The sequence below is a fragment of the Paenibacillus sp. FJAT-27812 genome (assembly GCF_001273905.1).
Lineage (GTDB): Bacteria > Bacillota > Bacilli > Paenibacillales > Paenibacillaceae > Pristimantibacillus.
Map to the genome: position 1 here is coordinate 7,324,173 of NZ_LIGH01000001.1, position 22,801 is coordinate 7,346,973.

Genomic DNA, 22,801 nt, shown 5'->3' on the forward strand with positions numbered 1-22,801 from the left:
CCTTATTATTCTTTTAGCGATCCCAGCATTGCGCCTTTGACAAAATATCTTTGCAGGAACGGGTAGACGACCAGAATCGGCACCGTGGCAAAAATAATAATGCCTGCGCTCATCATTTCCGGTGTAACAGGCATATTTAGTTCGAACTGCACTTCCCCCATGAAGTTGTTCAGCCCTTTCTTAGCGACCAGGTTTTGCAGCAGCACCTGCAAAGGATAAAGCGTCTTGTCCCTAATGAAAACAAGTGCGGAAAAGTAAGTGTTCCATTGATAAACGGCATGGAAGAGACCGATGGTGGCAATAACAGCCGTAGATAAGGGCAGCACGACACGGAAATAGATGCCCGCCTCGCTGCAGCCGTCCATCTTCGCCGCATCGAACAGCTCTCCGGAAACATTTCGGAAAAAGGTTCGCATAATGATCACATAAAAGGCGCTTGTTGCTCCCGGTATCATCAATGACCAGAGCGTATCTAGCATATGGAGAGATTTGACAAGCAGAAAACCCGGTATAAGTGGTGCGGGTAAAATAAAAGTAAGTACAATGAGCCGCATAATCCACGTTCGACCTGGCATGGTCGTTCTAGAGAGCGCGAAAGCAATCATGGACGTGAGAGCCAGTGTAATTAACGTGCCGACAATGGTAATGTAGACACTGACTCCCATCGCCCTCCACATTTCATCCATCGAAATTATTTTTTTGTAAACGGCAAACTGCAGTCCTTTTGGCCAGAAATAGACTAGCTTAGCCTGCGCATACAGCGGAGAGCTTAGAGAAACCGACAGGATGTGAATTAAGGGAGCCAACATGATTAGGCTTAGAGCTGTCAAAATGGTGATCAAAAATGCTTGGAAAGCAATAGGTTTACGCACGACTCCACCTCCTATGTTAGTAAAGGCTCTCTCCGGTTGTTTTACGACTGATCGCATTCAGCCCGAATACAAGTACAATCCCCACCACGGCTTTAAACAAGGCAATTGCCGTCGTATAGCTGTACTGGCCGCCTACCAAACCGAAAGTATATACATACGTATCGAACACCTCTCCCACATCCCTAACTAGCGGATTCAGGAAAATCAGCACCTGCTCTACATTCGCGTCCAGAATATGTCCAACCGAGAGAAGCAGCACGACAACCATCGTCGGCATCAATAAGGGCAGTGTAATACTCCACATTTGTCTCCATCTGCTGGCGCCGTCAACCATGGCAGCTTCGTAGAAATTCGGATTAATTCCGGATAATGCCGCCAGATAGAGAATAGTGCCCCATCCAACCTCTTTCCAGATCCCAGTGGATATCAGTACAGCTATAAAAGTGTTTCCTTGCGTTACATAGTCAATCTTTTCTATACCCATTTGACTAGCTATTGTATTAATAATGCCTTCGAATGATAGTAGATTAATGAAGATTGATCCGACGATAACCCATGACAAGAAGTGAGGCATGTAGACAACGGTTTGTACGATTCTCTTGAACGCCATCGATTTCAGTTCATTCAGCAGCAACGCTAAAATGATTGGTGCAGGGAAGCCGAACAACAGCGAATAGAAGCCGAGCTTCGCCGAGTTGCGAAACACTTCATAAAAATCTTCGAAACCGAACATCCGCTTGAATTGAGCAAAGCCAACCCACGGGCTGTGTAAAATTCCTTTGAAGATGTTATAGTCCTGAAAGGCAATGACATTGCCAAGCAGTGGAACGTATTTGAATATTAAAAAATAGAGCAATCCAGGCAAAGCGAACAAGATGAGAATCCATTTGTCGCGTAAAACTAACCGCTTATTCATAACATCACCTGCCGATTCTTGTGGATGGCCAACCTGCTTTTTCAGCTTTACTGATCGTTCGCGAACCACGCTGCATGCATGAGGCATGCAGCGCAATCCACGATTGTCGTTATTTATGGAACGCATTATACCATTGCGTTGCTTCATCAATTGCTTTATCTCCGCCGCGTTTATTCCAGTCCGCAACAAATTTGTCAAAGGCATCGATCGGTTGACTTCCCGTCATGATCTTGGAGAACATCTCGACGAACATCGTTCCCCAAGTCGATATTTCCGGGTTGTTCTGGAAGGTGACAAGCGGCGGCATATACAGACTATCATGCGGCATTGCAATATCCGCCGAGAGCTTATAGCCTGCAATGATCTTTTCCGATTCTGGCAGTGTTTTTAATACCAGATCGTTGTTGAACCCGATCTCACGGGGATTGATAGACAATTGGAACATTTGGAACGCATTTTTGTCCGCATTCACGGGAGCCGAAACATCATATTTGAGTTCTCCGCTTTCTTCGGAATAATTAGAGCCTTCAATCCCATAGGCGAAGAACTTATCCGCTTCCGGTGCACTCCATGCCCAATCGAGATATTTAATGATTTCTTCGGGATTTTTTACCGTTTCTGGGATTACCCACACGAAATAAATGCCGTCGGACTCGGGTCCCAAACCTCTTTCCCCTCTAGGTCCCGCTGGTGGAGCGACCATCGAGATCTTGACCTTGTCCGGCTCGTTGACGAATTTCTTAGGCGCATTGGTTGCACTGAAGTCAGGTGTGTATTGATAGACAGCGGCAGCAAAGCTTCCCGACTTGCCGTTATAGATATCGGCGCGGAAATCGGCCTCCTTCTTCGTGAACAAATCACGATTGACATACCCTTTCTCATATAGCATCCGATAAAATGCGATTGCTTCCTTCATCTTCGGGCTGATCATATCAGGAATCAGCTTGCCATCCTGCAAGTGCCAAGTTCCGGGATCAACGCCGAACGATCCGAAGAACATCGAGCTCCAACCTACTCCTTCAAACATCGTATAGCCGTATTCGTCGTCTGGATCACCATTTCCGTTCACATCCTGGACCTTAACCTGCTCGAAATAGTTAAGCCACTCGTCAATCGTTTCCGGCTGCTTCAAGTTCAGCTTGTCGAGCCAATCCTGGCGGATAAAACCAATTCTGTCGTTTGCCGTTCCGACAAGAACTGGAATGCCGTAAATTTTCCCGTCCTTTTGAACACGTGGACTGTTCCATGCGGTTTCGGGAATGCGTTTTTTGAGGTTTGGACCGTACTGATCAATCAAGGAACCTAATTCTTTGAAGATACCCTGTTCAACCGCATCCTTGTGAATGGTGGAATCGATACTGGGCGTCCGGACCAGATCAGCCAATTCCCCAGAAACAAAACGCAGAGAGAGCTGTTGATCGTAGTCGGAATGTCCGAGAAAATCAAAACTGAGATTATAACCCGATAACTTGTTTAACTCTTTGATATAGGGATCGTCTGCTTTTACAGTTTTGGCATACTCCGCTTCTGCATGGGAAAGAAGTACCTTAATGGATTTATTGCCCGAATTCGGGCTTTTGGTACCGCTTTCATTATTGCTTTCAGTGCTTTCTTTCCCTTCACTATTCGGACTGAGCTCGTTTCCTTTGTTCCCCTTACTAGAACACGCGGAAAGAATGAGTGCGAATGCGATGACGATAACCCAAATTTTCTTCATTTAGTGATACCCCTCTCGTCTAGTGTGGTTCATCATTTATGTTTGCAAGGCGGTCAATTGCCTGAGGTCGCGATCCTGCAAGGCATTTTGCCATCCTCTGAAACTAGACCGTATACTGCGAAGCCAGCACTCACTTATAATTCTACTGCCCTATAAGTAGGATTGGATAACTTTGTTGATACCATTCGCAATATCTTCCATATCTCTCTCGGATCCAAGAAGAACGTTCTGGTGTAACCAGAGCAATTCAAGTTCGGAAGCTTTTTCTGCCACCGGACAGCTGTTAGTCCTAACTTCTCCAACCAGCTTGTGGATTCGATCGATAATGGCGGAATTCTTGTTAAGTGGGACGTAACCTGCCGTAGCCGGTATCCCCTCTGCATTCAACTTACGGATAAAATCTTCTTTTACAATTCTGTCTGTAATGTCTCTATCCAGCTTGAACATATAAAGATGGTTCGCATGCTTCGTAATCCTGCTATCATACTTCACGGGCTGGATTCCTTCCATTTGTTGCAAGAGACCGTCCAAATGATTTGCGCTGCGCTGGCGAATTTCCATCTGTTCTTCCACTCTGCTCAACTGGGCAAGCGCTAGCGCAGCTTGCACCTCACTGAACCTGAAGTTCCAGCCAATGCGCTCGTGCTGATACCATCTTCCGTTGCGAACACGACCGCAGTTATGAATTGACCAGACATGATCGGCTAATTCCTCATCGTTGCTTACAATGACTCCGCCCTCACCGCTATTGAGATTTTTACTGGATTGGAGACTGAAGGTACCCAGATCACCTAGAGCGCCTACCCCTTGGTCTTCCCATTTGGCGCCTACTGCCTGCGCGGCATCTTCAATTAAAGCTAGTTTATTTGTCATCGCAATTTGCTGCAAGCGTGTCATGTTGGCTGGAGCACCGGCAATATGCACTGCGATAATCGCCTTGGTAGCTGGAGTGATCGCTGCTTCTACTTTGTCCGGATCGATCAGCATGGACTCATCTACATCCACAAATACTGGAATAGCGCCAATCAATAATGCTGCCGTAGCGGTAGCAATGAACGTATAGGGGGGCATGATAACCTCATCGCCGGCATCTACACCTGCAGCCAGTAAAGCAATGCTTATGGCAATTGTGCCATTATTGACTGTTATGGCGTATTTCGCATCCTGCAGACGGGCAAATTTTTCCTCGAATAATTTGATTTTATCTGGATCTACACCTCCCCAGTTCCCCGATCTGACGGCCTCCAACATAAGCTTTTCTTCCAGGTCTCCGAATATCGGCCACTTGGGAAATGGGTGTGTTCTTATCGGACTTCCACCATCTACTGCTAATTTTAACTTCTGCATGCTGTTATTCCTCCTAGGTTTTTGGTTCATCAATAATAGCCATAAGTTGCCTCTTTACTTCCGCCTCAACAGCCTGGTCGAAAGGACAAGGGAGGCCGAAATAGGTAACGGATTCAATCGGCTCATATCCGCCTTCCTGCAGTTGATTTGCGGTTGTAATATATCCGATCATTCCATTGCTATAAGCCAGAGGGACAAGGCCCGGGGAGCAGCTCTTCAAGAACAAACCGTATTCCACTACCATTTCGCCATTCATAGCTATAAATGTTAACCCTTCGGCTATAGTTAGCTTAGTAATTTCAAATCGGGCTTGCTTCCTGAGCTTGTCAGGTTGCTCCAAGAAGCTTTGAGCCCAATTGCGGACGTCTGCTGAAGCCGATTCATCCACGACTCGCTGCAGCTTTTCCTTCGTAGGTATTTCTGCATAAGGAAGCACTGCAATCGATCGCCTACTAGTCAGCACACTGGGTTCAAGCCATTTAAGCTCTCCAGATAAGATCGCATCTACATCGTCTGCAAACCTTTGTCCTACGATGGAAATGACATCCTGATTGCTTTCGGAAACTTTCGGCATAACGGGATTAATGTCGCCGCTGCAGCCTTGAAGATAAGCGCATACCGTTAAGGAGCCGTTACGCTGCTCCAGCCGTTCCATCGCGTAGCCGCAAAATTCAGAGGATACCGAATTGCGGTCCGTTAGCGTTGGATGACAGGCATAGTGGGTTAACACGCCCTTCTTCTTCCCTGCTAAAGTGGTAAAGACGTATACCCTTAGCTCAGGATCGGTCAATCCTTCCGGGTTCGGAGACAACACAATTTGGTCCCCATCCTTCTTCCTGCGGCTCACGCCGATCCTTGATGTGCCTTTTCCCATCTGTATACTCACAGGCTCGGCATCGCCTGCTGCATCTTCCACACTCCGCATTACCGCTTGTTCCAAAAAAGCGAGGTAATTCGGATCAGGCACTCCTAGCCCAATTGTTCGCGTTGAAATGGCCGGACCGGAGTGTGTATGGGTGGCATGTAGAATAATGGCGTCCTCCGCGATTCCCCACTGACGCTCTATTCGCGCGCGCAGTTGATCAGCCAATTCTTCTGACCAGAACAGAATATCGGCAGACAAGAGCAGCGACTGCATCTTTGAACCGTCCGTAGAATGCTGTTGAAAATAAAACGTTCGCAAGTACAAGCGGCTATCGATAGTCTCGAAGTTTCGGTTGCACCGGCTGGCAAAACCAGCTAGCGGCAATGCGAATGGCGGAGTGATATCGACTTTGGCTGTACCGACACTTAATTGAAGGTCCATAGAATCACTCCTTTCGATTTCTATGTTATAATACATTTCATTAAGAATTCGGTCATTTTTTTTATTTACCTGGTCAATAAAAGTAAAACAGCGAAAAAATCGGGGGGTAAATCGTCATGGTTATTTTTCCTGAATATGAAGATGTTCTGTCTTTATCTGGAGCCGTGAGCCGCAAGTTTTCATGCGTAGTTACAACGCATACGCTCCATAAGCATTATGCTTTGCACCACCATGATGTGCTCGAACTATCCCTTGTCGTTAGCGGAACCGGAACCGAATTCATAAACGGGAGTCCGCATAAACTTCAACCAAGAACAGTCACTTTTTTACGCCCCCATGATATGCATGAAATATTTTGCGATGATACTGGCGTAGAAGTGATTTGCTGCATGTTCGATATAAGCCTGCTGTTTGGATCCACAATGGAGGCGGAATTCGGCACGATCATTTTAGGAACGAATGACGGATCCACATCCTATGTAGACCTCGATCCTCACTCTTACGCCGAAATGAGAGCTTGCCTTGAAAAAATGCGGTTAGAATTCCAAGAAGACAAGCTGGCTAAAAACTCGTATATTCGCAGCAAGCTAATCGAAGCCCTGATTATCTATTTCCGCGCTCATCAAAGTAGAAATAATCTCGCGCCGACAAGCTCCAATTATCGCAATAAAAAACTAATATGGAACGTCATTCAATACGTGAATACCCACTATATTAACGACTTATCCCTTGAAATCCTCTCTACCCAATTCGATACTAGCGTTTCCGCCATTAGTCTGGCGTTCAAGGAAGTAATGGGAACAACATTCCTTCAATATTTGCATAGCCTTCGGATCAGGAGAGCTACCGGTCTGCTGTTGAACACAAGCATGTCTATTCTTGATGTCTCCTTGGAAGCTGGCTTTCAATCCTTTCGCACCTTCTCCAGGGTTTTCATGAAAATCGAAGGAATATCACCCCGCGAATACCGCCTAAAGTACTCAAGGGAGCCAGTAACCTCCTTCCCTTTGTCCGATGATTCAATGGATTAGGAATAGGAATCAATGCAATCTACTATCCGTGTCGCAATTCTAACGGCGGAACAAGCTTCTTCCGCCGTTATCGGAAGCGGACCATTCATCTCGATTGCCTGGATAAAGCTTGCCAGCTGAAAATAATAGGCGTCTTCAAGCTCTGGCGACTCAGGTATAATAACGCCTCGATTAGATGAATTCCCATGAGCCACCTTATTATCGCTCTCATTACTCTCCTTGACGCCGCCTAAACTAAGAACCCCTTGTTCTACAGTAATATCAAATCCGGCATGAAAGTCAGAAGCCCCCCAAATAGCCTCTAAGCATACCTTAGTTCCGTCAGCGTAATAGAGCCATGCCAACGCTTGCTCCACTCCCTCGCGAGCTGAAATTTCCGCTTTTATATGCGTAATTTGATCTCCAAGAAGCCAAAGCACGTAATCGATATCATGAATCATAAGATCGAACACAATACCGCCGCTTTTTCGCTTATCCAGAAACCAGCTGTTCTCTGCCGGCATTAGACTTGCTCTTGTAGTACGCACGGACTTGGCCGCTCCAACTTCCCCTGAGCGCAGCCGCAGGCGGGCCTCCTTATATTCCGGTAAAAATCTAACGACATGCGCGACACACAATTTAACACCCTTTACTCGGCTAGTCTCAATTAACTCCCAACAATCCACCTCGTTCAGTGTAAGCGGTTTCTCGCAGATTACATGTTTTCCAGCTTCGAGAGCCATCTGCACATATTCCTTATGCAAGTAAGTAGGCAAAGTCACGCAGATGATATCGATATCCGGATGTGCGATCATTTCGCTGTAAGATTCATAGATTTTTGCCTGCGGCAATTCAGCTAATGCGGCTGCTTTCTCCCGCTCGGGATGGCATACTGCCGCTACCCGAACTCCCTTGATCCTCATCAAACGATCGAGGTATACTCTCCCCATCGTTCCACACCCAATTAATCCGATGTTCATGCCTACCACCCTCCTCCTCTTTCTCCTTCATTTTAGTGAAATCCACAAAAAAGGATGGTCAAAATTATTACAAAAGCAGACAATTCTGATAATTCAATGTTGCCTTATAATAAGATAGAAAAAGAGAGCCCCTAAGGCTTCCCTGTTTATGTTTTATGAACGAACGACAGCATTTCCCCTTATGAATAACCACCGAACTGCTCTCCGAACAAGCCCTCTAGCGTTGGCAGCTCCTTCCCGCAAATGCTAGAGGGCTATCGAGACAGATGCGATTCCAAATCTCGTATATTACCCCATTTTTTCGAGTACACGTTTTTGTATAAGCTTCGTCATTTCTTCGGGAAAGTTAAAGAGGTGCAACTAGCCGGTTTATGATTATGTACTTATTACATTGAATCAATCTACTCGTTAGCTAAACAGTTATGTAACAATGGAGCAAATCATCGTAGAATAACATTTTAATTCACAATTTGAACCCTTGGCCTGCCTTTGTTCGGTCAAGGCGATTTTTTTCCTTCCAAATTCACGGCGTCATCAATTAATTAATTATCCCGTTTTGACCATGTTCTTGCCATCGTCCTGGAAAATAACAAGGAAGTGCTGTCACACATTCCCCTTCAAATATTAGCTAAAGTGATCGCTATTAACCAAGGCAGACACATTTGTCTCTTATGTCTCTCTTATGTCACTTTACATTTTTATTTATCTTTATTACCTCCTATTATCTCGATATGGATTATTCAATAAATGTGTTGTCCTAATGTATAAATATTTGCATTGAAACAAAAAATAAAGTTGATTTTAATTCTAAAAAGTGAATGGGGTATTAAAATGAAAAGAGTGATGATAGTTATTAGCTTAATCGGTTGTATCATGATGTTTTCGGCTATACCTGTATCTGCAGAGAATTATGACCGTTCGAATAACGGAACTACAATGAACGCAAATAACTACAGAACAAATGCAACAACAGATGATGATGGTTTTGATTGGGGTTGGCTTGGTCTATTAGGTTTAATTGGTTTAGCAGGAGCTAGAAATCGTGCTCGAGATCGCGATCGTGCTTAAGTGTTGAATTAGATCACACAAACACCCCCAGTTATTACACTGGGGGTGTTTGTGTGCGATTACTAGTACTTAAAAAAATCAAGCTGGTTCCTATATGTTATAAAGTACCAAACATGATTTATCTACTCGCGGACATATTAACCAAGTCAAAATTAAGAATAAAAGGAGCATTACTAAATGGGAATATTAAACGGCAATCCAAAAGATGAACCCATGCATTACGGTGAAGTATTTAGTGTTTGGCAAGCTTCTACTGTGGCAAAAGGCGCTGTATCTTGCTATCAAGCTTATTTAAACCACGCCGGCGACAAAGAACTTAAAAAGGTGCTGGACGCACTCATTGATGAAGCAAAACTTGAAATTAAGGAACTAGATGCATTGCTTACTGATAACGGGATTGCTGCCACTCCAGTAATGCCTGAAAGACCGTCAGTAAAACTTGAAGATATCCCTGTAGGTGCAAGATTTACTGATCCCGAAATTTCAGCTAAGATTGCAGCTGACACTTCGATAGGGCTAGTTGCTTGTAGTCAAGTTATGGGTCAATCCATAAGGGAGGATATTGGCGCATTGTTTGCAAAGTACCATATCACAAAAACAGCATTAGGCTTAAAAATACTTGAGATGAGTAAAGATAAGGGATGGCTTATTCCTCCTCCTTTACAAATTAAAAGGCCTGAAACAGTTAACGTCTAAAGTAAGAGGGTGTCCCAAAAGGGGCACCCTCTTCAATGTTTTCAAATCTGTAAAAAACAAAGAAACCATCCTTTGGTAAAATGGAGGTACCACCCAACCACTTCGAAAGGAAGGTTTCTATGTACATTCAATATACCATGGACCAACTTACTCTGCCAATGGATTTGGCGGAAGATATCCCCGAAAATCACCTCGTTCGTGTCGTGAACACTGCCGTTAACCGTCTGAGTGATCACATCTTTGCCAACGCTTATCCCGGCGGCGGCCGAGATAGTTATCACCCAAAAATGTTAACGAAAGTCATTATCTATGCCTACACCCAGCGCATCTACYCCTCACGTCAGATCGCCAAATCYGTCCGTGAAAATGTAATGTTTATGTGGATTGCTGGCCGGCAACGGCCCGACTTTCGTACCATCAACCGGTTCCGTTCTGAACGTATGAAAGCTGTGCTTGAAAAGGTGTTTACCGCTGTYCTCCAATTTTTGGCGGAAGAAAATTATGTGAAGCTGGAGCATTACTTCGTTGATGGAACCAAGATCGAATCGAACGCTAATCGCTACACGTTCGTTTGGGGGAAGGCCGTCGTTAAAAATAAGATGAAGTTGCAAGAGAAAGTACAGACGCTGTTTACCACSATCGAAGAGACGGAGAAGCAAGAAGACCTAGAACACCGCGGACAGGAGTTGCAGGAACTCGGCGATGCCTCGCAGATCACTAGCGAGAAGTTGGAGCAGGCCTTGAAGCAGTTAGAAATCCAGCTTGAAGAAAAGCCGAAAGACAAACCGCTGAAAAAGGCGGTTCGTATTCTTCGCAAAGATTTGCTTCCTCGTCTACAAAAATACGAGAGCCAGCAAGCGATTCTAGGCGAACGCAACAGCTACAGCAAAACCGACCCGGACGCTACTTTCATGCGTATGAAAGAGGATCATATGCGTAATGGCCAGCTCAAGCCGGGCTACAATGTGCAAATCGGCACGGAAAATCAGTTCATTCTGGGTTACAGCCTTCATCAGCGTCCAACAGATACGCGATGCCTAAAGCCGCATTTGGAGCAAGTGAAAGCGACACTCGGCAAGATTCCCGGAACCGTGATCGCGGATGCAGGCTATGGCAGCGAAGAAAATTATACGTATCTGGAAGGTGAGCAAGTAGAGGCCATCGTAAAATATGGGACGTATCACAAAGAAAAATCGAAGCGTTGGCAACAAGACATCAGCAAGATCGACAATTGGCAGTATGACCAAGAGGAAGACGTTTGGACCTGCGCAGCTGGTCGGAAACTGATTTATCGCTACACAAGTAAAGACACCACAGAGAGCGGATTTGAGATTGAGCATCGTCATTACCGGARCTTAGACTGTGAAGGTTGTCCGCTTAAATCGGCCTGCACAAAAGCGCAAGGCAATCGGGAAATCCGAGTCAGCATGCGCTACTTGAAATACAAACAACAAGTACGCAAGAAACTAAAAAGTGACGAAGGCTATGCCCTTGCGGTTCGGAGGATGATCGAACCGGAAAGCGTATTTGGACAACTGAAGAACAACCGGGGATTCCGGCGATTCCTGCTTCGTGGCTTGGCAAAAGTGAGCCTAGAGGTCRGGTGGCTTTCGCTTGCCCACAACTTGCTGAAGAAAGCAGCAATGGACCAAAATAGAAACGGGATGGAGCAGAAATAATACCTGATCCATCCCGTTTTCATTTATTAGTTGATCATTTTAGTGTTTTGAGGCTATTCCTTACTTACTTTTGGGACAGCCTCTTTTTTATTTTATCAAGACGCTATAATAAATTTTGGATACAAAAAATAAAGTTGGAAATATTATTTTCAAATTAGGAGCTGAAATTATGTGGGAGGAAAATATAAATTGATGAAAAATACATATTTCAAACCAAAACAGCCCAATAATTGTAAAGGATGTTTATGGGGGAATTGGGATGGGCTGCGACAATTTTGTTCTAAACAAAACTGTATTAAATTGAAATGATTTATTGGGTCAAAGTATTAAGTTTCCTCCGTGGGATAAAATAAATAACGTTTCACTCCCTAATGCTGCATCTCGATTTAATTCGAATATGCAGCTTTTTTATGTATTGGTAGCTATTAATCAATAAAAAATCTCTTTGTATATATTTTTGATTCTAAGGAACTATATTCAAGAAAAAATAATTACTAAAAAGAAGGAGACAATACTATGAATCAATTTCAACCAAATAACAAAATTTCTCAGCAAATCGCTCAACGTGAACAACAAGCTGCACAAATAATTCAAACAGCCTTACAAGGACATCAAACGGCACTACAACAATTACAACAAATCTTCAATATCTGCAATCAAATTTCACATGCACAAACAACTAACTCGCAGGTAAATGCCTATTTGGCGAAATGCGTACAATGATGCAGTACTTTTTTCAGAGCAGCAACTTTCGCGGTAATGCTACACTATACCGTGATTTAATCCGTGGTGTGTTTCTAGAGGAAATAAGCCATGTTGAAATGAGTTCTATAAGACGTTTCGGGAAACATTAGCCTTTCTTATGGTGCGTGATAATGCACATCAGAACGCATTTGCTAAGGCTCTAGAAACGCTTGGCTTCGATTGGGGCAATTTATTTTCCGTTCCGAATTACGATATTAGGTTGTCATCTGTGGGATGTAAAAAACTAACTCAATTTTTTTTTAACAACTGAAGCGTTTACGTTTGTTTGTGTGCCACCAGCCAAAGTCTGAAGGGTAACCGCTGCTGCTGAACTATGATTTCGCAAAGTAAGAAAATCCCCCGCTGCTAGAGCGATTGTAGCCTGACCTTTATTTTGCTGAGTGCCGGCACCTGAACCGTAAACGGTTCCCGTAGCCAGGGCGCCATTTAAAAATAGTGCGAATTGGTTGGGTTCTACTCCTGACACGGAAAAAGTAACCTCGTAGTTTCCCGAATTGGTAACTGCAATCTGAGCAGTTCCGAGGGTAAGAGTAATTTCAGGTCTAAGAATACCATTTGAATCGAATGTAACATCATTCTCTACAGGAACAGTTTGAGCACTTACATTATAAACATATCCAGAAACTATGGGGGGAAAGATTGGATATATGATTGCCATTTTATATTTAATGCCGAAAATCCAAAACAATAAGGATTTTCGGCATCACGTCAATTTAGAAAATTAGTTTACAACAAATTCGATTACAATTGGTGTTGCAGGGTCGAGCGTATCACCGTCTGGAATGGTAATAGCAGTAGTGGTTACGCTGGAAGTATCCGCTGTTTGAATCTGTGCATTGATGTAAAGATTATAATACGCAGGAGCAGTTGGAAATGCTGTGGGAGCAACACCGGCATCATTCGTGGTGGCTGTAGCAAGAATATTATATGCAGCACCGACACCAGTTCCGTCTGCTGCTGTAGCACTAAATCTTCTAGCAGCCATAAAGGGTTTTGTAATTGGCATTTATATCACCTCGCTTCTCTCAACTAGCTTATGCAATTGATAGAATTCATTGAACGGCTAATTGTACATTGCATCATTTTAAGAGATTAATTGCACAGACAAACGAACGGTTTCTATTACAATTGGGGTACCTGCAAAAATAATGTCATGGTTGGGAATGATGGTCAAGTTGGTTGAACTTAAACGATAAGAGTTGCCATCTTGCATTATTCCGTTGATATAGAGATTAGCATAGCTATTTTTATCTAAGTCTATAAATTCCGTTATTGATTCACTAGAATCGTTTATGAATTGATTCGCAGGAATTTCTGTAGGCAGAGGAATATCTGTGCTCGCAATAAAAAAATATCTTTTCGCAGTTAGCATACTACTGACAAGTGGATTGATGACTGGTCCCGTGGGTCCTTGTATGCCTTGTAACCCTTGCGGACCTTGAAGCCCTTGAGGCCCTTGCGGAGCGGTTACGTTAATTACTGGCTCTAGACGAATAAATATTTTTCTTTTTGAAATAACTCTTTTACGTTTTTTTCTTTCCACAGGACAAGCAATATTTGTTATCTTTTTACAAACTTTATTTTGGCAGATACAAGAGCTCTTCAATTTTAGTTTAGCTGTTACACGAATGCTCTTTTTTTTGAGGGTACATATCTCTTTAAGCAGTGGTTTATTTTTCACTTGAGTGATTCGATTTTTTTTATTGCTATTATCACACCACAAACTAAACACCTCCCTATTAACAACTTATATTATGATTTTGCTCCATTGGAGGTATGGACTATAGACTAACCACTTGTAGACGATAAACTATATTTATTCAAAATGGATTTCGGACTACTTCAATTATGAGAAAAATTGCTGCTGTTGTGCCGATTGGATACGTGATCGTCATGTGATGTCTCTTTCTTTTTGATTATTCCAAACGACAGAGGAAAGTCTTGTGTTATTATTGAAAATATTTTGCTGTATACGGGGTTGGAAGCGATCATCCCAGATAAGAATCAAATGTGGTTATTCCATTCCTTGACTTTTTTATAGAGTAAACCAAGTAAAATGCGAATTTATAATGTTAGAGATTGCCTCTAAGATCGCCACTTATAAGAATCATAGATGGGGGAGTCATGATGGAGAAATCTATTGTGTTAAGTGTGGTAGATATCGGAAACACAGAAGACTTATCGTTTGTCAAAAGAGCAGCACAGCTATATCAGGAGCTTGTTTCAAAGGGTGCAGCAATCGGGTGGATAGATCCACCTTCAATAGAAGAGGTAACCTGCCTGCTTCGAGAGTTGACCATCGCAAGCGATGAAGGAAATGCATGCCTAATCGCAGCTTGGGTCGACTCAGATCTTGCGGGTATTGGATGGTGGAGGCGTTACATTCGCCCGACTCACCGTCCTCATGCCGACATTGAAAAGGTGGCAATCGATCCACGGTATCAAGGCCATGGATTAGGTCGTCGTCTCATGAATCATTTGATTCCGCTGCTGTCAATGCTGGGATTGAGGTGCTGACCATTAACTTCCGTGGTGACAACGAACGCGCCGCCAAACTGTACAAATCCCTGGGGTTCATAGAATATGGACGATTACCTCGTTTTGTAGCCGTTGGTACTGCTCTAAGTAACGGCTATTACTCATATTCGACCATGCCCCTTTAGCGTACACTTGCCCTTGTACACGGACCACCCTTCCAGGGTTAATCATACCCTCCATCAAGTTAAAGCTTTTTTCAGTCCCAGCATAGTCGATATAAAGAAATGCTGTTGTGCCGGTTGGATACGTGATCGTCATAACCGGCTTAGTCTGATTGATCGGCGGTGTCACCGATGCATCCTTTTCTACAACCTGCTCCGCCCAAAATGACCATGCCCCATGAAGATCCTTCACTTGTTCTTGTACAATCAGCTCCACGCCAGGGCGACTGTAGAAAGTGCGTTTGCCATTCGTCCAGGTTGTTTCATCAGCCCAGCGCGTCCGGAAGAGCTTATCCGTAAGGCGTGGGATTATGAATGAGGGCTGGGCTTCGTATCGCCAAGGTGCTTGAATTTAGGGCACAAAAAAACCGGTCGAGATTGCATCTCACCGGCTTATTGTTTTTGTTATTCCAGACTGAACAGCCTGTTCATTGGCAATTGCAAATCTTTAAATATGATCGATTGAATCGTTTCCTGCTCCGTATACAAATGACGTACCTGGTAATTGCCATCCTGCAGCGCATACACATGAACCGTTCGATTGCCAGGATCGATAATCCAATATTCCTGCACACCATACTTCTGATATAAGTTGAACTTCTCGTTGAAGTCCTTCAATGCGGTGGATGGCGATAGCACTTCAATGATTATGGTCGGTGCACCATGACAGCCATTCTTGGATATTTGTTCCTTCGAGCAAACGACCGAAAGATCGGGCTGCGTGACGTGATCAGGTGACAGATAATCATCACTATCGCTGAAGAACACATCAAATGGAGCAACGAACACATAGCAGCTCCGATTCTCAAAGAATGTCCTCAGAGCGAAATGAAGCTCACCAACAATAAATTGATGCAACGAGGTCGGAGCCGGCGACATATTATAGGCTTTGCCGTTAATTAACTCCCACGTTCCGTCCCAGGTGAGCCAATCTTGGTAGGTGTGGCTTTTCTTCTCATCCGGATTTGACACGATGTTCGACCTCCTTCTGATTTTAAGTATCATATTAATGTAATTGTAACATGATCAAGTGGATCGTTGCTATTTTTACTCATTCATTATCATCAGTATTACCCGATTATTGAAGTGTTTCACCTAACCCACAAATTCTCATAGGGGGTCCAACAATGACAACCTCTGATATGAAGGCATTGGAATATGCGATTGATTAAATTACGGAGATCGCTACTGGATTTGGACTTGATTTCTACTCCATGCGATATGAAATTTGCCCATCAGATATCATTTATACCTTCGGTGCTTATGGCATGCCTACCCGCTTCAACCATTGGAGCTTCGGGAAGACGTTCAACAAAATGAAGATGCAATACGATTTCGGGCATAGTAAAATCTATGAGCTCGTTATCAACTCCGATCCCTGCTATGCCTTTCTGCTCGACAGCAACTCTCTCGTGCAAAATAAGCTGATACTTAGCTGTGGAGCAGTTCATAGATGCCGTCCTTGCCATTCAGGAGCATGTCGACCCTTCGATTGTGAAGCCTTACCAAATGCCTAAGAAGGCTTATGTTTCTTCATTGAAGAAGCAAAATCCCACCACTTCAACAACGGTACAATCGCCATATGATGATATTTGGTCGCTAAATATCTCGAATGATATTCCGGTTAATCAAGATCAACCTACGCTTCCCTCCACAGCCGGTAAAGGGTATTTTATGGTTCATTGAAGAGTATTCATCGATACTGGAGCCGTGGCAGCGTGACATCTTAACGATGCTGCGAGATGAAATGCTTTATTTCTGGGCGCAGATGGAAACGAAGATTATGAATGAAGGCTGGGCGACTTTTTTCCATCAACGGATCATAAGAGAACTCGATCTAAGCGACGATGAAACGATTGAATACGCTAAGCTGAACTCCTCAGTGGTGCAGCCTTCGCGTCATACGTTGAACCCATACTACCTGGGACTGGAAATATTTGAGGATATCGAGCGGCGTTGGGATAACCCGATATCTGAGGAAATAGAACGCTTCGGTCGCGTGCCTGGCAAAGGCAGAGAAAAAATGTTCGAGGTACGTGAACTCGATTCCGACATCTCCTTCCTGCGAAACTACCTGACGAAGGATTTGGTTAATGATCTGGATCTCTACATTTTCGAGAAAAAAGGGCCGGAGTGGAAAATTACCGATAAATCTTGGGAGAATATTCGTGATCAACTCGTTTATTCCAAAGTAATCGGCGGGTTTCCCAGCTTGATGGTTAATGACGGGGATTTCAACCGTGTGGGTGAGCTGTATCTGATTCATGAGTATGAGGGTATGGAGCTTGATCTCAAATATGTAGAGCGCACGCTGCCTCATGTTGTGCAGCTTTGGGGGAAAAACGTGCATTTGGAGACGTTTGTTGAGGATAAGAAGATCGTGTTTAGCTGCGATGGGAAGAAGACGAGTCGGAAGTTTGTTTGATTTAGTGAAATTGTTTCTTAACTCTGCATTGACGAGCTGTCATGCATAAAGCTTATACCAAAACCCCAATCTCATTCGATTGGGGTTTCTTTTTTCCGTCCAGAGGGGCGAGGGGGCGCCTCCACTGCCTTCATTTTTTGCCATTGCGCATCGGCGAGCCGCTAAATCAAGTGGTTCGCCGCATTATTCGGCACGGTAAAGACGACTATCGTCCCTTGACCCGGATCACTCTGAATGTGCAGCCCCTTCCCATATAATTGTTTCAACCGTTGATTAATATTGAACAAACCGACTCCCTGCCTTTGGTTCGAACGTTTGTCGAATATCTGTTGCCGCGTTTTTGTATCCATTCCCACGCCGTTATCGGCAACGGTTACTTCTGTACGATCTTCATATTCGGCGATATGAATATGAATCATTCCGCCCGACGAGCGACTCATGATGCCGTGCCGTACTGCGTTTTCGACAAGCGGTTGAATGGATAGCGGGGGAAGCCTTAGCTCCATGTTCGCTTCGACTTCCCAAACCGTATTCAGCCTGCCTTCAAAACGTTCATTCTCGATATATAAATAAGAACGTACGAGAGCAAGCTCCTGTCCCAGCGGAACAAGCAGCTCGGAATTTTGAAAGTTGAAACTGGCCCTTAGATAATTGCCGAACTCGTCAAGCAGTAGGCGCATTCTGTCCAGATTGATGTCGCTAAGCGCAGCTATCGCATTGAGGGCGTTGAATAAAAAGTGCGGTTGTATTTGCGCCTGTAGCCATGCCGCTTCCATACGCAGGCGTTCGCGCACGGAACGGTTCAGATCCGTTAATGCCCGCACCCGAGCCTTTAACTCCATCGCATCCGCAGGCTTCAAAATGTAATCGTTAGCCCCAGCCAAAAAACCAGCGGCGATATCTTCTGGCTTGTTGCGCGCGGTCAGAAGCAAAACGGGCAGTTCCGAGCTAGAGTAGCGTTCACGAATAGCTCTCGTTAATTCATACCCCGACATGTGAGGCATCATGACGTCAGCAATAACAAGGTCCCATACTCTCGTGTTCAGATGAGACAGGGCATCATTGCCGCTCGTAACCGCAATGATGTCGAAAAATTCCCCAGCCAGAATATTCTCCAATATTTTCAAGTTCAACGGATCATCGTCCACGGCCAAAACCGAAGGTCGCACCGTTCTCTCCGCAACGGCAGAATCGTCATTCGTACCGTAATGGATGTTCGAGTCGGCAGCGGCGGCGGTTGCTGCATAGACAGGCGGCAGACTTGTTGCAAAATCCGCTTCCCGTTGAACGGGCGAATCGGACAGAGCCAAAGCAAAGGTAAATGCAGAACCTTGGCCAGAGACAGACGTCACTTCCAACGTTCCGCCGTGCAGCTCCACTAACTGCTTGCAAATGCCGAGTCCCAGTCCGATGCCGCCCCCGGGCGCCGCCGTCATGCCGGAGTCGCCTTGCTCGTAAGGGTTAAAGATTCTTTGAAGCGTCTCCTCGTCCATGCCGACGCCCGTATCAGCAACGCTAATGTACGCCTTCCCGTCTTGTGCGACCACCCGGATGGCGACGGTTCCTTCGTTGGTAAATTTGATTGCATTGTGAACGAGATTATACAAAATTTGAATGAGTCGGTTTTCGTCGGCCATCACAGGAGGAAACTCGTTCGGAATCTCTTTGACCAGCCGGATCGGTTTACTAACGGTTATGAAGCGAAGCATGTCGAATACGCCGGAAACGACCGCCTGCAGCTGAACGGCCTGCACGTGCAGACGGATGTTCCCCTCCTTGAGACGAGTCAAATCAAGCAGGTCATTTAACATAAAAGACATGCGTCGACCGACCGTCATTACCAGCTCCAAATTTTGCACACTCTCGCCGCTCAACGAATTTTTTTCGCTGTCAAGGACGGTTTGCGCCATATTCAGCATCCCGTGCAGGGGATTTCGCAATTCATGGGAGGTGTTCGCCAGAAAATCGTCCTTCTGCTTGTCTGCCATTCTTAATTGCTCGTTTAGTTTGGCGTTTTCTTGGGAATTGCGGAAGTACTGCTTAAACCAGTAAGCTGAAAAACTGATGATAGCCACAAGCACGTCAAAAGGGAAGTAAACGCTTATTACATCCAAATGAGCATTAATCAGTCCCCATGCGGAGCTGGATAATATGCTCATGGTGGCAAGCAGCAAGAAAGTGGCACCGGGCTGATTTTTGGCTATAAGTTTGCCAATCAGATAGATAACCCAGGTCATTGGAAACCAATAAATCAGTCTGAATATTTTAAATTCGATAAGATAGTAAATGTGCGGAGGCGACATGACCAACACAAATCCTGAATACAAAACCAGAACAATGGCGTACGTACGGAACAAAACCGTGTTAGTTCGGAGCTTGGCAAATATTCCCGTAATCAGCAGGAAAAAAAAGGGGACCAACGAGTACGAGAGTATCTTTATTTTCAGTGCCCATGCATAGTTGATAAAAGGCATACCTACCAGCAGCAGGCTGTCGTTATCAGACACAATCGTAATCCCGGCGGTCAAAACCAGCATGAAAAAGGCAAGCAATCCTTTTTGCCAACTGAACAAATATAACATCACGGCGTACAAGCCAAGAAACATCAGAACCACGAAGGTCATAATCTGAAAGCCAATGGAGATCCACCTTTCGGTATTGATGGCCGTATCCGATCCGAAGCGGATGTTTCTGACAATACCGCCATTAAGCGGATTATCAAAATTGGCCACGCGAACAAGCAGTTCGATCTCATTCACTCCGTTTGCCTTATAAAGCGGGGTATAAGAAATCCGGCGGGGCTTATACGTATCCGCTTGCTCCGCCGGTTGTCCGACTCCTGCTATCTGACCGTTGAATTCAACAACGGAAGAGGCTTGAATTTCCTGAATCCAGAATCCGAAGGACTGTTGCGGTAAAGGATCGACCAGAATGCGCAGCCGGTACGTACCGTATCCGAACGACGACTTTGAACCTGCCGGTAAAGCACTTCGCCAATCTCCCGGAACCATGATATTATGCTTGTCCAGGGATTTCCAATCCTTGTTTTTATGCGTGACGAATGTTTCCGGATAAAAATCCCACTCGCCGTCCAGCGTAATGGAACGGGAGTTGGCGAAGTCCCAGCCGCGCAGATCAAGCACGCCTTGAACCGCACGAGGATGTTCAGGCGTAAGGAAAACCCCGGACCATAGCCACCGGACGCCGAGAAGTATAGAGAGAAACAGGATGAACATCACAGCATATTTCAAGGTGGTTTTGTTTTTTATCCAAATCATACAGCGCACACTCCCAACGTTTCACCGTACAGTTCTGCCAAGTGCTTGAAAATATTTAGCCCATTCCGGTAGCTATCATATTTCGACAAGAACTGCGGGAATCCCTTGTTCCATAATCGGGTGATTAGGCACATTAGCCAGTGTTGTGAAGGACAAAAAAAAGAGGAGGCAGAATAAACGGTTCAAGTAAAATGAAGCATTAGGCTGACCCCGATAAAAGAAACAGCGGAAGTCATGGACGAGAAACTAAAGCCCAAGACTACCGCTGATTTATTTAACTAACGTCTCTGACGTCTTTCTTTAGCTTAATTTAATTTTCGTTATAGGTACTTCTCCATGTGTAAACCTGCAATATATTCCCCGGAAGGCTTAACTCTTAAAGAGATATCATATGGTTTAAATCCATGCTTCATATAAAATAAAATCCCCCTTGTATTAGTGTTATGACATACAAGTTTGAGTTTTTGTACCTTCAACTTTTCTCTTCCAATGTTCTCCATTATCCCAATTAGATACTGAGATACGCCTTTTCCTCGATATTCAGGAGACACAATAACATTACCTAGCCAGCAAGATTCGCCGTCATGATCATAAAAATTTGCATAAGACACAACTTCTTGATTACACAGAATAACTGTAGGCTCCAATCTGTTTTTAACGACTTCCTCAATTTGGTCAGGGGTTAAAGGATATACCGCTTTAGGGAACATGAAATATAATTCTTCTTCATTCTGCGGAAAAGAGCAGAGCGTTTCAAGATCACCTAGTTGTAACGACCGATATGAAAACATAAACAGCCTCCTCGATTCATGAAATCGCTTAAGTATAGTTGGGTTTAACCTGGTTCCATCTCACTCGGTTTGTTTCCCAATCCTCTGAATGCGCAACTTCTGCTGTATCCTAATGAAAGTAACGGAATCGTCTTTGTCACGATGATCGGATTGGCTTTTCGTAATGTGATCTGCTCCACGAAGATGGAAATAAGTTACGCACTCTCGCACCGCTATTTCCTTTTTTCCTATCTTGCATCCGTCCGTGTTTCACCATCAATTGGCATAATGATCACATTCGCATATTCTTTGTCTATATAACGATTAATGACGCCTAGCTCCGTATATTTACCTGTGCTGTCCACTGAACCATAATTCAGCATATCTGCCATAAAGTTATCTATGAAAGTAACCGACTCACCAAACGGCTTCGGCTCCTTGCCAGCTTCGCCATTTTCGCCCAAAGTGTCCTTCTGCCACTTAATCTCAGCAATGCCCTTAGCGTTGATTTCCACATAAGTTTCTAAACCTTTATACGAAATAAAATAGCGAAGCGCTTCCCCTTTAGGGAACCTGTACGTTGTAGTGAAACCTTCGCCATAAGGTGCAATCTCTGTGCCGTTACTTATGCGAGTCAAATTAATCGCAAGTGCCCGCGCTTCGGCAAGATCGCCGTTTTTCAGTGTTTTAAACTGCTCTTCGCCCGTTGGGGTCCTGACAATGATATGTTTTGCGCCGTTGTCATAATCAACTTTACCGCCGAGCGTCTCGGTTACAAAACGAACGGGAATGTAAGTCCGCCCTGCCTTCACGGTAACAGGTGCATCCAACTTTACATTCTTGCCGTTTACTTCCGCTGATTTCAAACCATTTTTTAGATGCACCGTCATTTTCTGAACCGGGTTATGAATGATTATTGTCTTTGTTGCTGTCTCATAGGAGTAAACAAATGATTTAGGGTCGTTAAACGCTCGAAGCTGAACCATCGTTCTGTCGTTTACAACCAATACATCTTCTTGGTAAACGCCGTTAATAAACATTTTTGACGGCTGCGCTGACGCAGCCAAGCTGGTTGTACCCGCTGACAATACTCCTGCTACCGTTAATGCGGCGGCTGCTGCTTTCATCCATTTTCTCATAATTATAGCCTCCCGTTGCGCCCACAGACGCTTGCTTTTAGTATAAAGTTGCTCTTCCACAAGAATTAATCACTACAACACTATGACCGACTTGCTGCTAAATTTCCGAATATGCAGCCGCAAGTCTTCGTGAT

The 22,801-nt window shown here is 44.5% G+C and carries 20 protein-coding genes and 2 pseudogenes; 8 read left to right on the forward strand and 14 right to left on the reverse strand.

The window, feature by feature from the left end; all coding sequences use genetic code 11:
• Positions 1–5 precede the first annotated feature (5 nt).
• From ADU23_RS31470 to ADU23_RS31490, 5 genes are all read right to left on the reverse strand, one after another.
• Positions 6–872 carry a carbohydrate ABC transporter permease gene (locus ADU23_RS31470; RefSeq protein ID WP_053377362.1) on the reverse strand — a complete coding sequence of 289 codons (867 nt, stop codon included), beginning with the start codon at positions 870–872 and terminating at the stop codon, positions 6–8.
• A 16-nt stretch (positions 873–888) separates the two neighbouring features.
• Positions 889–1,788, reverse strand: coding sequence for an ABC transporter permease (locus tag ADU23_RS31475; RefSeq protein ID WP_053377938.1), 900 nt, complete (start codon positions 1,786–1,788; stop codon positions 889–891).
• A gap of 109 nt (positions 1,789–1,897) precedes the next feature.
• Positions 1,898–3,505, reverse strand: a complete 1,608-nt coding sequence (locus ADU23_RS31480; RefSeq protein ID WP_053377363.1) for an extracellular solute-binding protein — start codon at positions 3,503–3,505, stop codon at positions 1,898–1,900.
• A 150-nt stretch (positions 3,506–3,655) separates the two neighbouring features.
• A complete protein-coding gene (locus ADU23_RS31485) occupies positions 3,656–4,852 on the reverse strand; it encodes a DegT/DnrJ/EryC1/StrS family aminotransferase (protein WP_053377364.1) in 1,197 nt (398 codons plus the stop codon).
• A gap of 13 nt (positions 4,853–4,865) precedes the next feature.
• On the reverse strand, positions 4,866–6,158 hold the full coding sequence (locus ADU23_RS31490; RefSeq protein ID WP_053377365.1) for a neutral/alkaline non-lysosomal ceramidase N-terminal domain-containing protein: 1,293 nt from the start codon (positions 6,156–6,158) through the stop codon (positions 4,866–4,868).
• 116 nt (positions 6,159–6,274) lie between these two features.
• Between ADU23_RS31490 and ADU23_RS31495 the strand changes: the two genes are divergently transcribed.
• Positions 6,275–7,189, forward strand: coding sequence for an AraC family transcriptional regulator (locus tag ADU23_RS31495; RefSeq protein ID WP_053377366.1), 915 nt, complete (start codon positions 6,275–6,277; stop codon positions 7,187–7,189).
• Here ADU23_RS31495 and ADU23_RS31500 read toward each other — a convergent pair.
• Positions 7,186–8,148, reverse strand: coding sequence for a Gfo/Idh/MocA family protein (locus tag ADU23_RS31500; protein WP_053377367.1), 963 nt, complete (start codon positions 8,146–8,148; stop codon positions 7,186–7,188). The two genes, ADU23_RS31495 and ADU23_RS31500, sit on opposite strands and share 4 nt — an antisense overlap.
• A gap of 831 nt (positions 8,149–8,979) precedes the next feature.
• Here ADU23_RS31500 and ADU23_RS31505 point away from each other — a divergent pair.
• The 5 genes and pseudogenes from ADU23_RS31505 to ADU23_RS32575 form a co-directional block, all read left to right on the forward strand.
• Positions 8,980–9,216, forward strand: coding sequence for a WGxxGxxG family protein (locus tag ADU23_RS31505; RefSeq protein WP_053377368.1), 237 nt, complete (start codon positions 8,980–8,982; stop codon positions 9,214–9,216).
• A 177-nt stretch (positions 9,217–9,393) separates the two neighbouring features.
• Entirely contained in the window at positions 9,394–9,912 is a 519-nt protein-coding gene (locus tag ADU23_RS31510) for a DUF3231 family protein (protein ID WP_053377369.1), read from the forward strand.
• 119 nt (positions 9,913–10,031) lie between these two features.
• On the forward strand, positions 10,032–11,591 hold the full coding sequence (locus ADU23_RS31515; protein ID WP_053377370.1) for an IS1182 family transposase: 1,560 nt from the start codon (positions 10,032–10,034) through the stop codon (positions 11,589–11,591).
• 516 nt (positions 11,592–12,107) lie between these two features.
• On the forward strand, positions 12,108–12,314 hold the full coding sequence (locus ADU23_RS31520; protein WP_053377371.1) for a hypothetical protein: 207 nt from the start codon (positions 12,108–12,110) through the stop codon (positions 12,312–12,314).
• A pseudogene (locus ADU23_RS32575) lies at positions 12,293–12,603 on the forward strand (manganese catalase family protein); the annotation flags it as partial. The gene ADU23_RS31520 and the pseudogene ADU23_RS32575, both read left to right, overlap by 22 nt.
• On the opposite strand, the gene ADU23_RS31525 reads toward ADU23_RS32575, so the two are convergent.
• From ADU23_RS31525 to ADU23_RS31535, 3 genes are all read right to left on the reverse strand, one after another.
• Positions 12,580–13,044 (reverse strand): hypothetical protein, encoded by a 465-nt coding sequence (locus ADU23_RS31525; protein WP_231637568.1) that lies wholly within the window; start codon positions 13,042–13,044, stop codon positions 12,580–12,582. The pseudogene ADU23_RS32575 and the gene ADU23_RS31525 sit on opposite strands and share 24 nt — an antisense overlap.
• A 33-nt stretch (positions 13,045–13,077) precedes the next feature.
• Positions 13,078–13,362 carry a DUF4183 domain-containing protein gene (locus ADU23_RS31530; protein ID WP_053377372.1) on the reverse strand — a complete coding sequence of 95 codons (285 nt, stop codon included), beginning with the start codon at positions 13,360–13,362 and terminating at the stop codon, positions 13,078–13,080.
• A 78-nt stretch (positions 13,363–13,440) separates the two neighbouring features.
• On the reverse strand, positions 13,441–14,079 hold the full coding sequence (locus ADU23_RS31535; protein WP_053377373.1) for a DUF4183 domain-containing protein: 639 nt from the start codon (positions 14,077–14,079) through the stop codon (positions 13,441–13,443).
• 404 nt (positions 14,080–14,483) lie between these two features.
• Between ADU23_RS31535 and ADU23_RS33390 the strand changes: the two genes are divergently transcribed.
• A complete protein-coding gene (locus ADU23_RS33390) occupies positions 14,484–14,873 on the forward strand; it encodes a GNAT family N-acetyltransferase (protein WP_197286125.1) in 390 nt (129 codons plus the stop codon).
• 57 nt (positions 14,874–14,930) lie between these two features.
• Here the strand turns inward: ADU23_RS33390 and ADU23_RS33395 are convergent, their stop codons facing one another.
• A complete protein-coding gene (locus ADU23_RS33395; RefSeq protein ID WP_197286126.1) occupies positions 14,931–15,272 on the reverse strand; it encodes a hypothetical protein in 342 nt (113 codons plus the stop codon).
• A 188-nt stretch (positions 15,273–15,460) separates the two neighbouring features.
• Positions 15,461–16,060: a Uma2 family endonuclease gene (locus ADU23_RS31545; RefSeq protein WP_053377374.1), complete on the reverse strand. Its 600-nt coding sequence runs from the start codon at positions 16,058–16,060 to the stop codon at positions 15,461–15,463.
• A gap of 167 nt (positions 16,061–16,227) precedes the next feature.
• On the opposite strand from ADU23_RS31545, the pseudogene ADU23_RS31550 reads away from it, so the two are divergent.
• A pseudogene (locus tag ADU23_RS31550) lies at positions 16,228–17,480 on the forward strand (SpoVR family protein).
• Positions 17,481–17,641: 161 nt separating this feature from the next.
• On the opposite strand, the gene ADU23_RS31555 reads toward ADU23_RS31550, so the two are convergent.
• From ADU23_RS31555 to ADU23_RS31565, 3 genes are all read right to left on the reverse strand, one after another.
• Positions 17,642–20,758, reverse strand: a complete 3,117-nt coding sequence (locus tag ADU23_RS31555) for a hybrid sensor histidine kinase/response regulator (protein WP_053377375.1) — start codon at positions 20,756–20,758, stop codon at positions 17,642–17,644.
• A gap of 320 nt (positions 20,759–21,078) precedes the next feature.
• Positions 21,079–21,549 carry a GNAT family N-acetyltransferase gene (locus ADU23_RS31560; RefSeq protein ID WP_053377376.1) on the reverse strand — a complete coding sequence of 157 codons (471 nt, stop codon included), beginning with the start codon at positions 21,547–21,549 and terminating at the stop codon, positions 21,079–21,081.
• A 227-nt stretch (positions 21,550–21,776) separates the two neighbouring features.
• Positions 21,777–22,667 (reverse strand): copper amine oxidase N-terminal domain-containing protein, encoded by an 891-nt coding sequence (locus ADU23_RS31565; protein WP_053377377.1) that lies wholly within the window; start codon positions 22,665–22,667, stop codon positions 21,777–21,779.
• Positions 22,668–22,801: the final 134 nt, after the last annotated feature.

Bases quoted from the DNA above. Each gene is read 5' to 3' on its own strand.
- ADU23_RS31480 (WP_053377363.1), bottom strand. From the start codon at position 3,505: ATGAAGAAAATTTGGGTTATCGTCATCGCATTCGCACTCATTCTTTCC.
- ADU23_RS31520 (WP_053377371.1), top strand. From the start codon at position 12,108: ATGAATCAATTTCAACCAAATAACAAAATTTCTCAGCAAATCGCTCAA.
- ADU23_RS31495 (WP_053377366.1), top strand. From the start codon at position 6,275: ATGGTTATTTTTCCTGAATATGAAGATGTTCTGTCTTTATCTGGAGCC.
- ADU23_RS31530 (WP_053377372.1), bottom strand. From the start codon at position 13,362: ATGCCAATTACAAAACCCTTTATGGCTGCTAGAAGATTTAGTGCTACA.
- ADU23_RS31505 (WP_053377368.1), top strand. From the start codon at position 8,980: ATGAAAAGAGTGATGATAGTTATTAGCTTAATCGGTTGTATCATGATG.
- ADU23_RS31510 (WP_053377369.1), top strand. From the start codon at position 9,394: ATGGGAATATTAAACGGCAATCCAAAAGATGAACCCATGCATTACGGT.
- ADU23_RS31500 (WP_053377367.1), bottom strand. From the start codon at position 8,148: ATGAACATCGGATTAATTGGGTGTGGAACGATGGGGAGAGTATACCTC.
- ADU23_RS31485 (WP_053377364.1), bottom strand. From the start codon at position 4,852: ATGCAGAAGTTAAAATTAGCAGTAGATGGTGGAAGTCCGATAAGAACA.
- ADU23_RS33390 (WP_197286125.1), top strand. From the start codon at position 14,484: ATGGAGAAATCTATTGTGTTAAGTGTGGTAGATATCGGAAACACAGAA.
- ADU23_RS31565 (WP_053377377.1), bottom strand. From the start codon at position 22,667: ATGAGAAAATGGATGAAAGCAGCAGCCGCCGCATTAACGGTAGCAGGA.
- ADU23_RS31475 (WP_053377938.1), bottom strand. From the start codon at position 1,788: ATGAATAAGCGGTTAGTTTTACGCGACAAATGGATTCTCATCTTGTTC.
- ADU23_RS31545 (WP_053377374.1), bottom strand. From the start codon at position 16,060: ATGATACTTAAAATCAGAAGGAGGTCGAACATCGTGTCAAATCCGGAT.
- ADU23_RS31555 (WP_053377375.1), bottom strand. From the start codon at position 20,758: ATGATTTGGATAAAAAACAAAACCACCTTGAAATATGCTGTGATGTTC.
- ADU23_RS31560 (WP_053377376.1), bottom strand. From the start codon at position 21,549: ATGTTTTCATATCGGTCGTTACAACTAGGTGATCTTGAAACGCTCTGC.
- ADU23_RS31490 (WP_053377365.1), bottom strand. From the start codon at position 6,158: ATGGACCTTCAATTAAGTGTCGGTACAGCCAAAGTCGATATCACTCCG.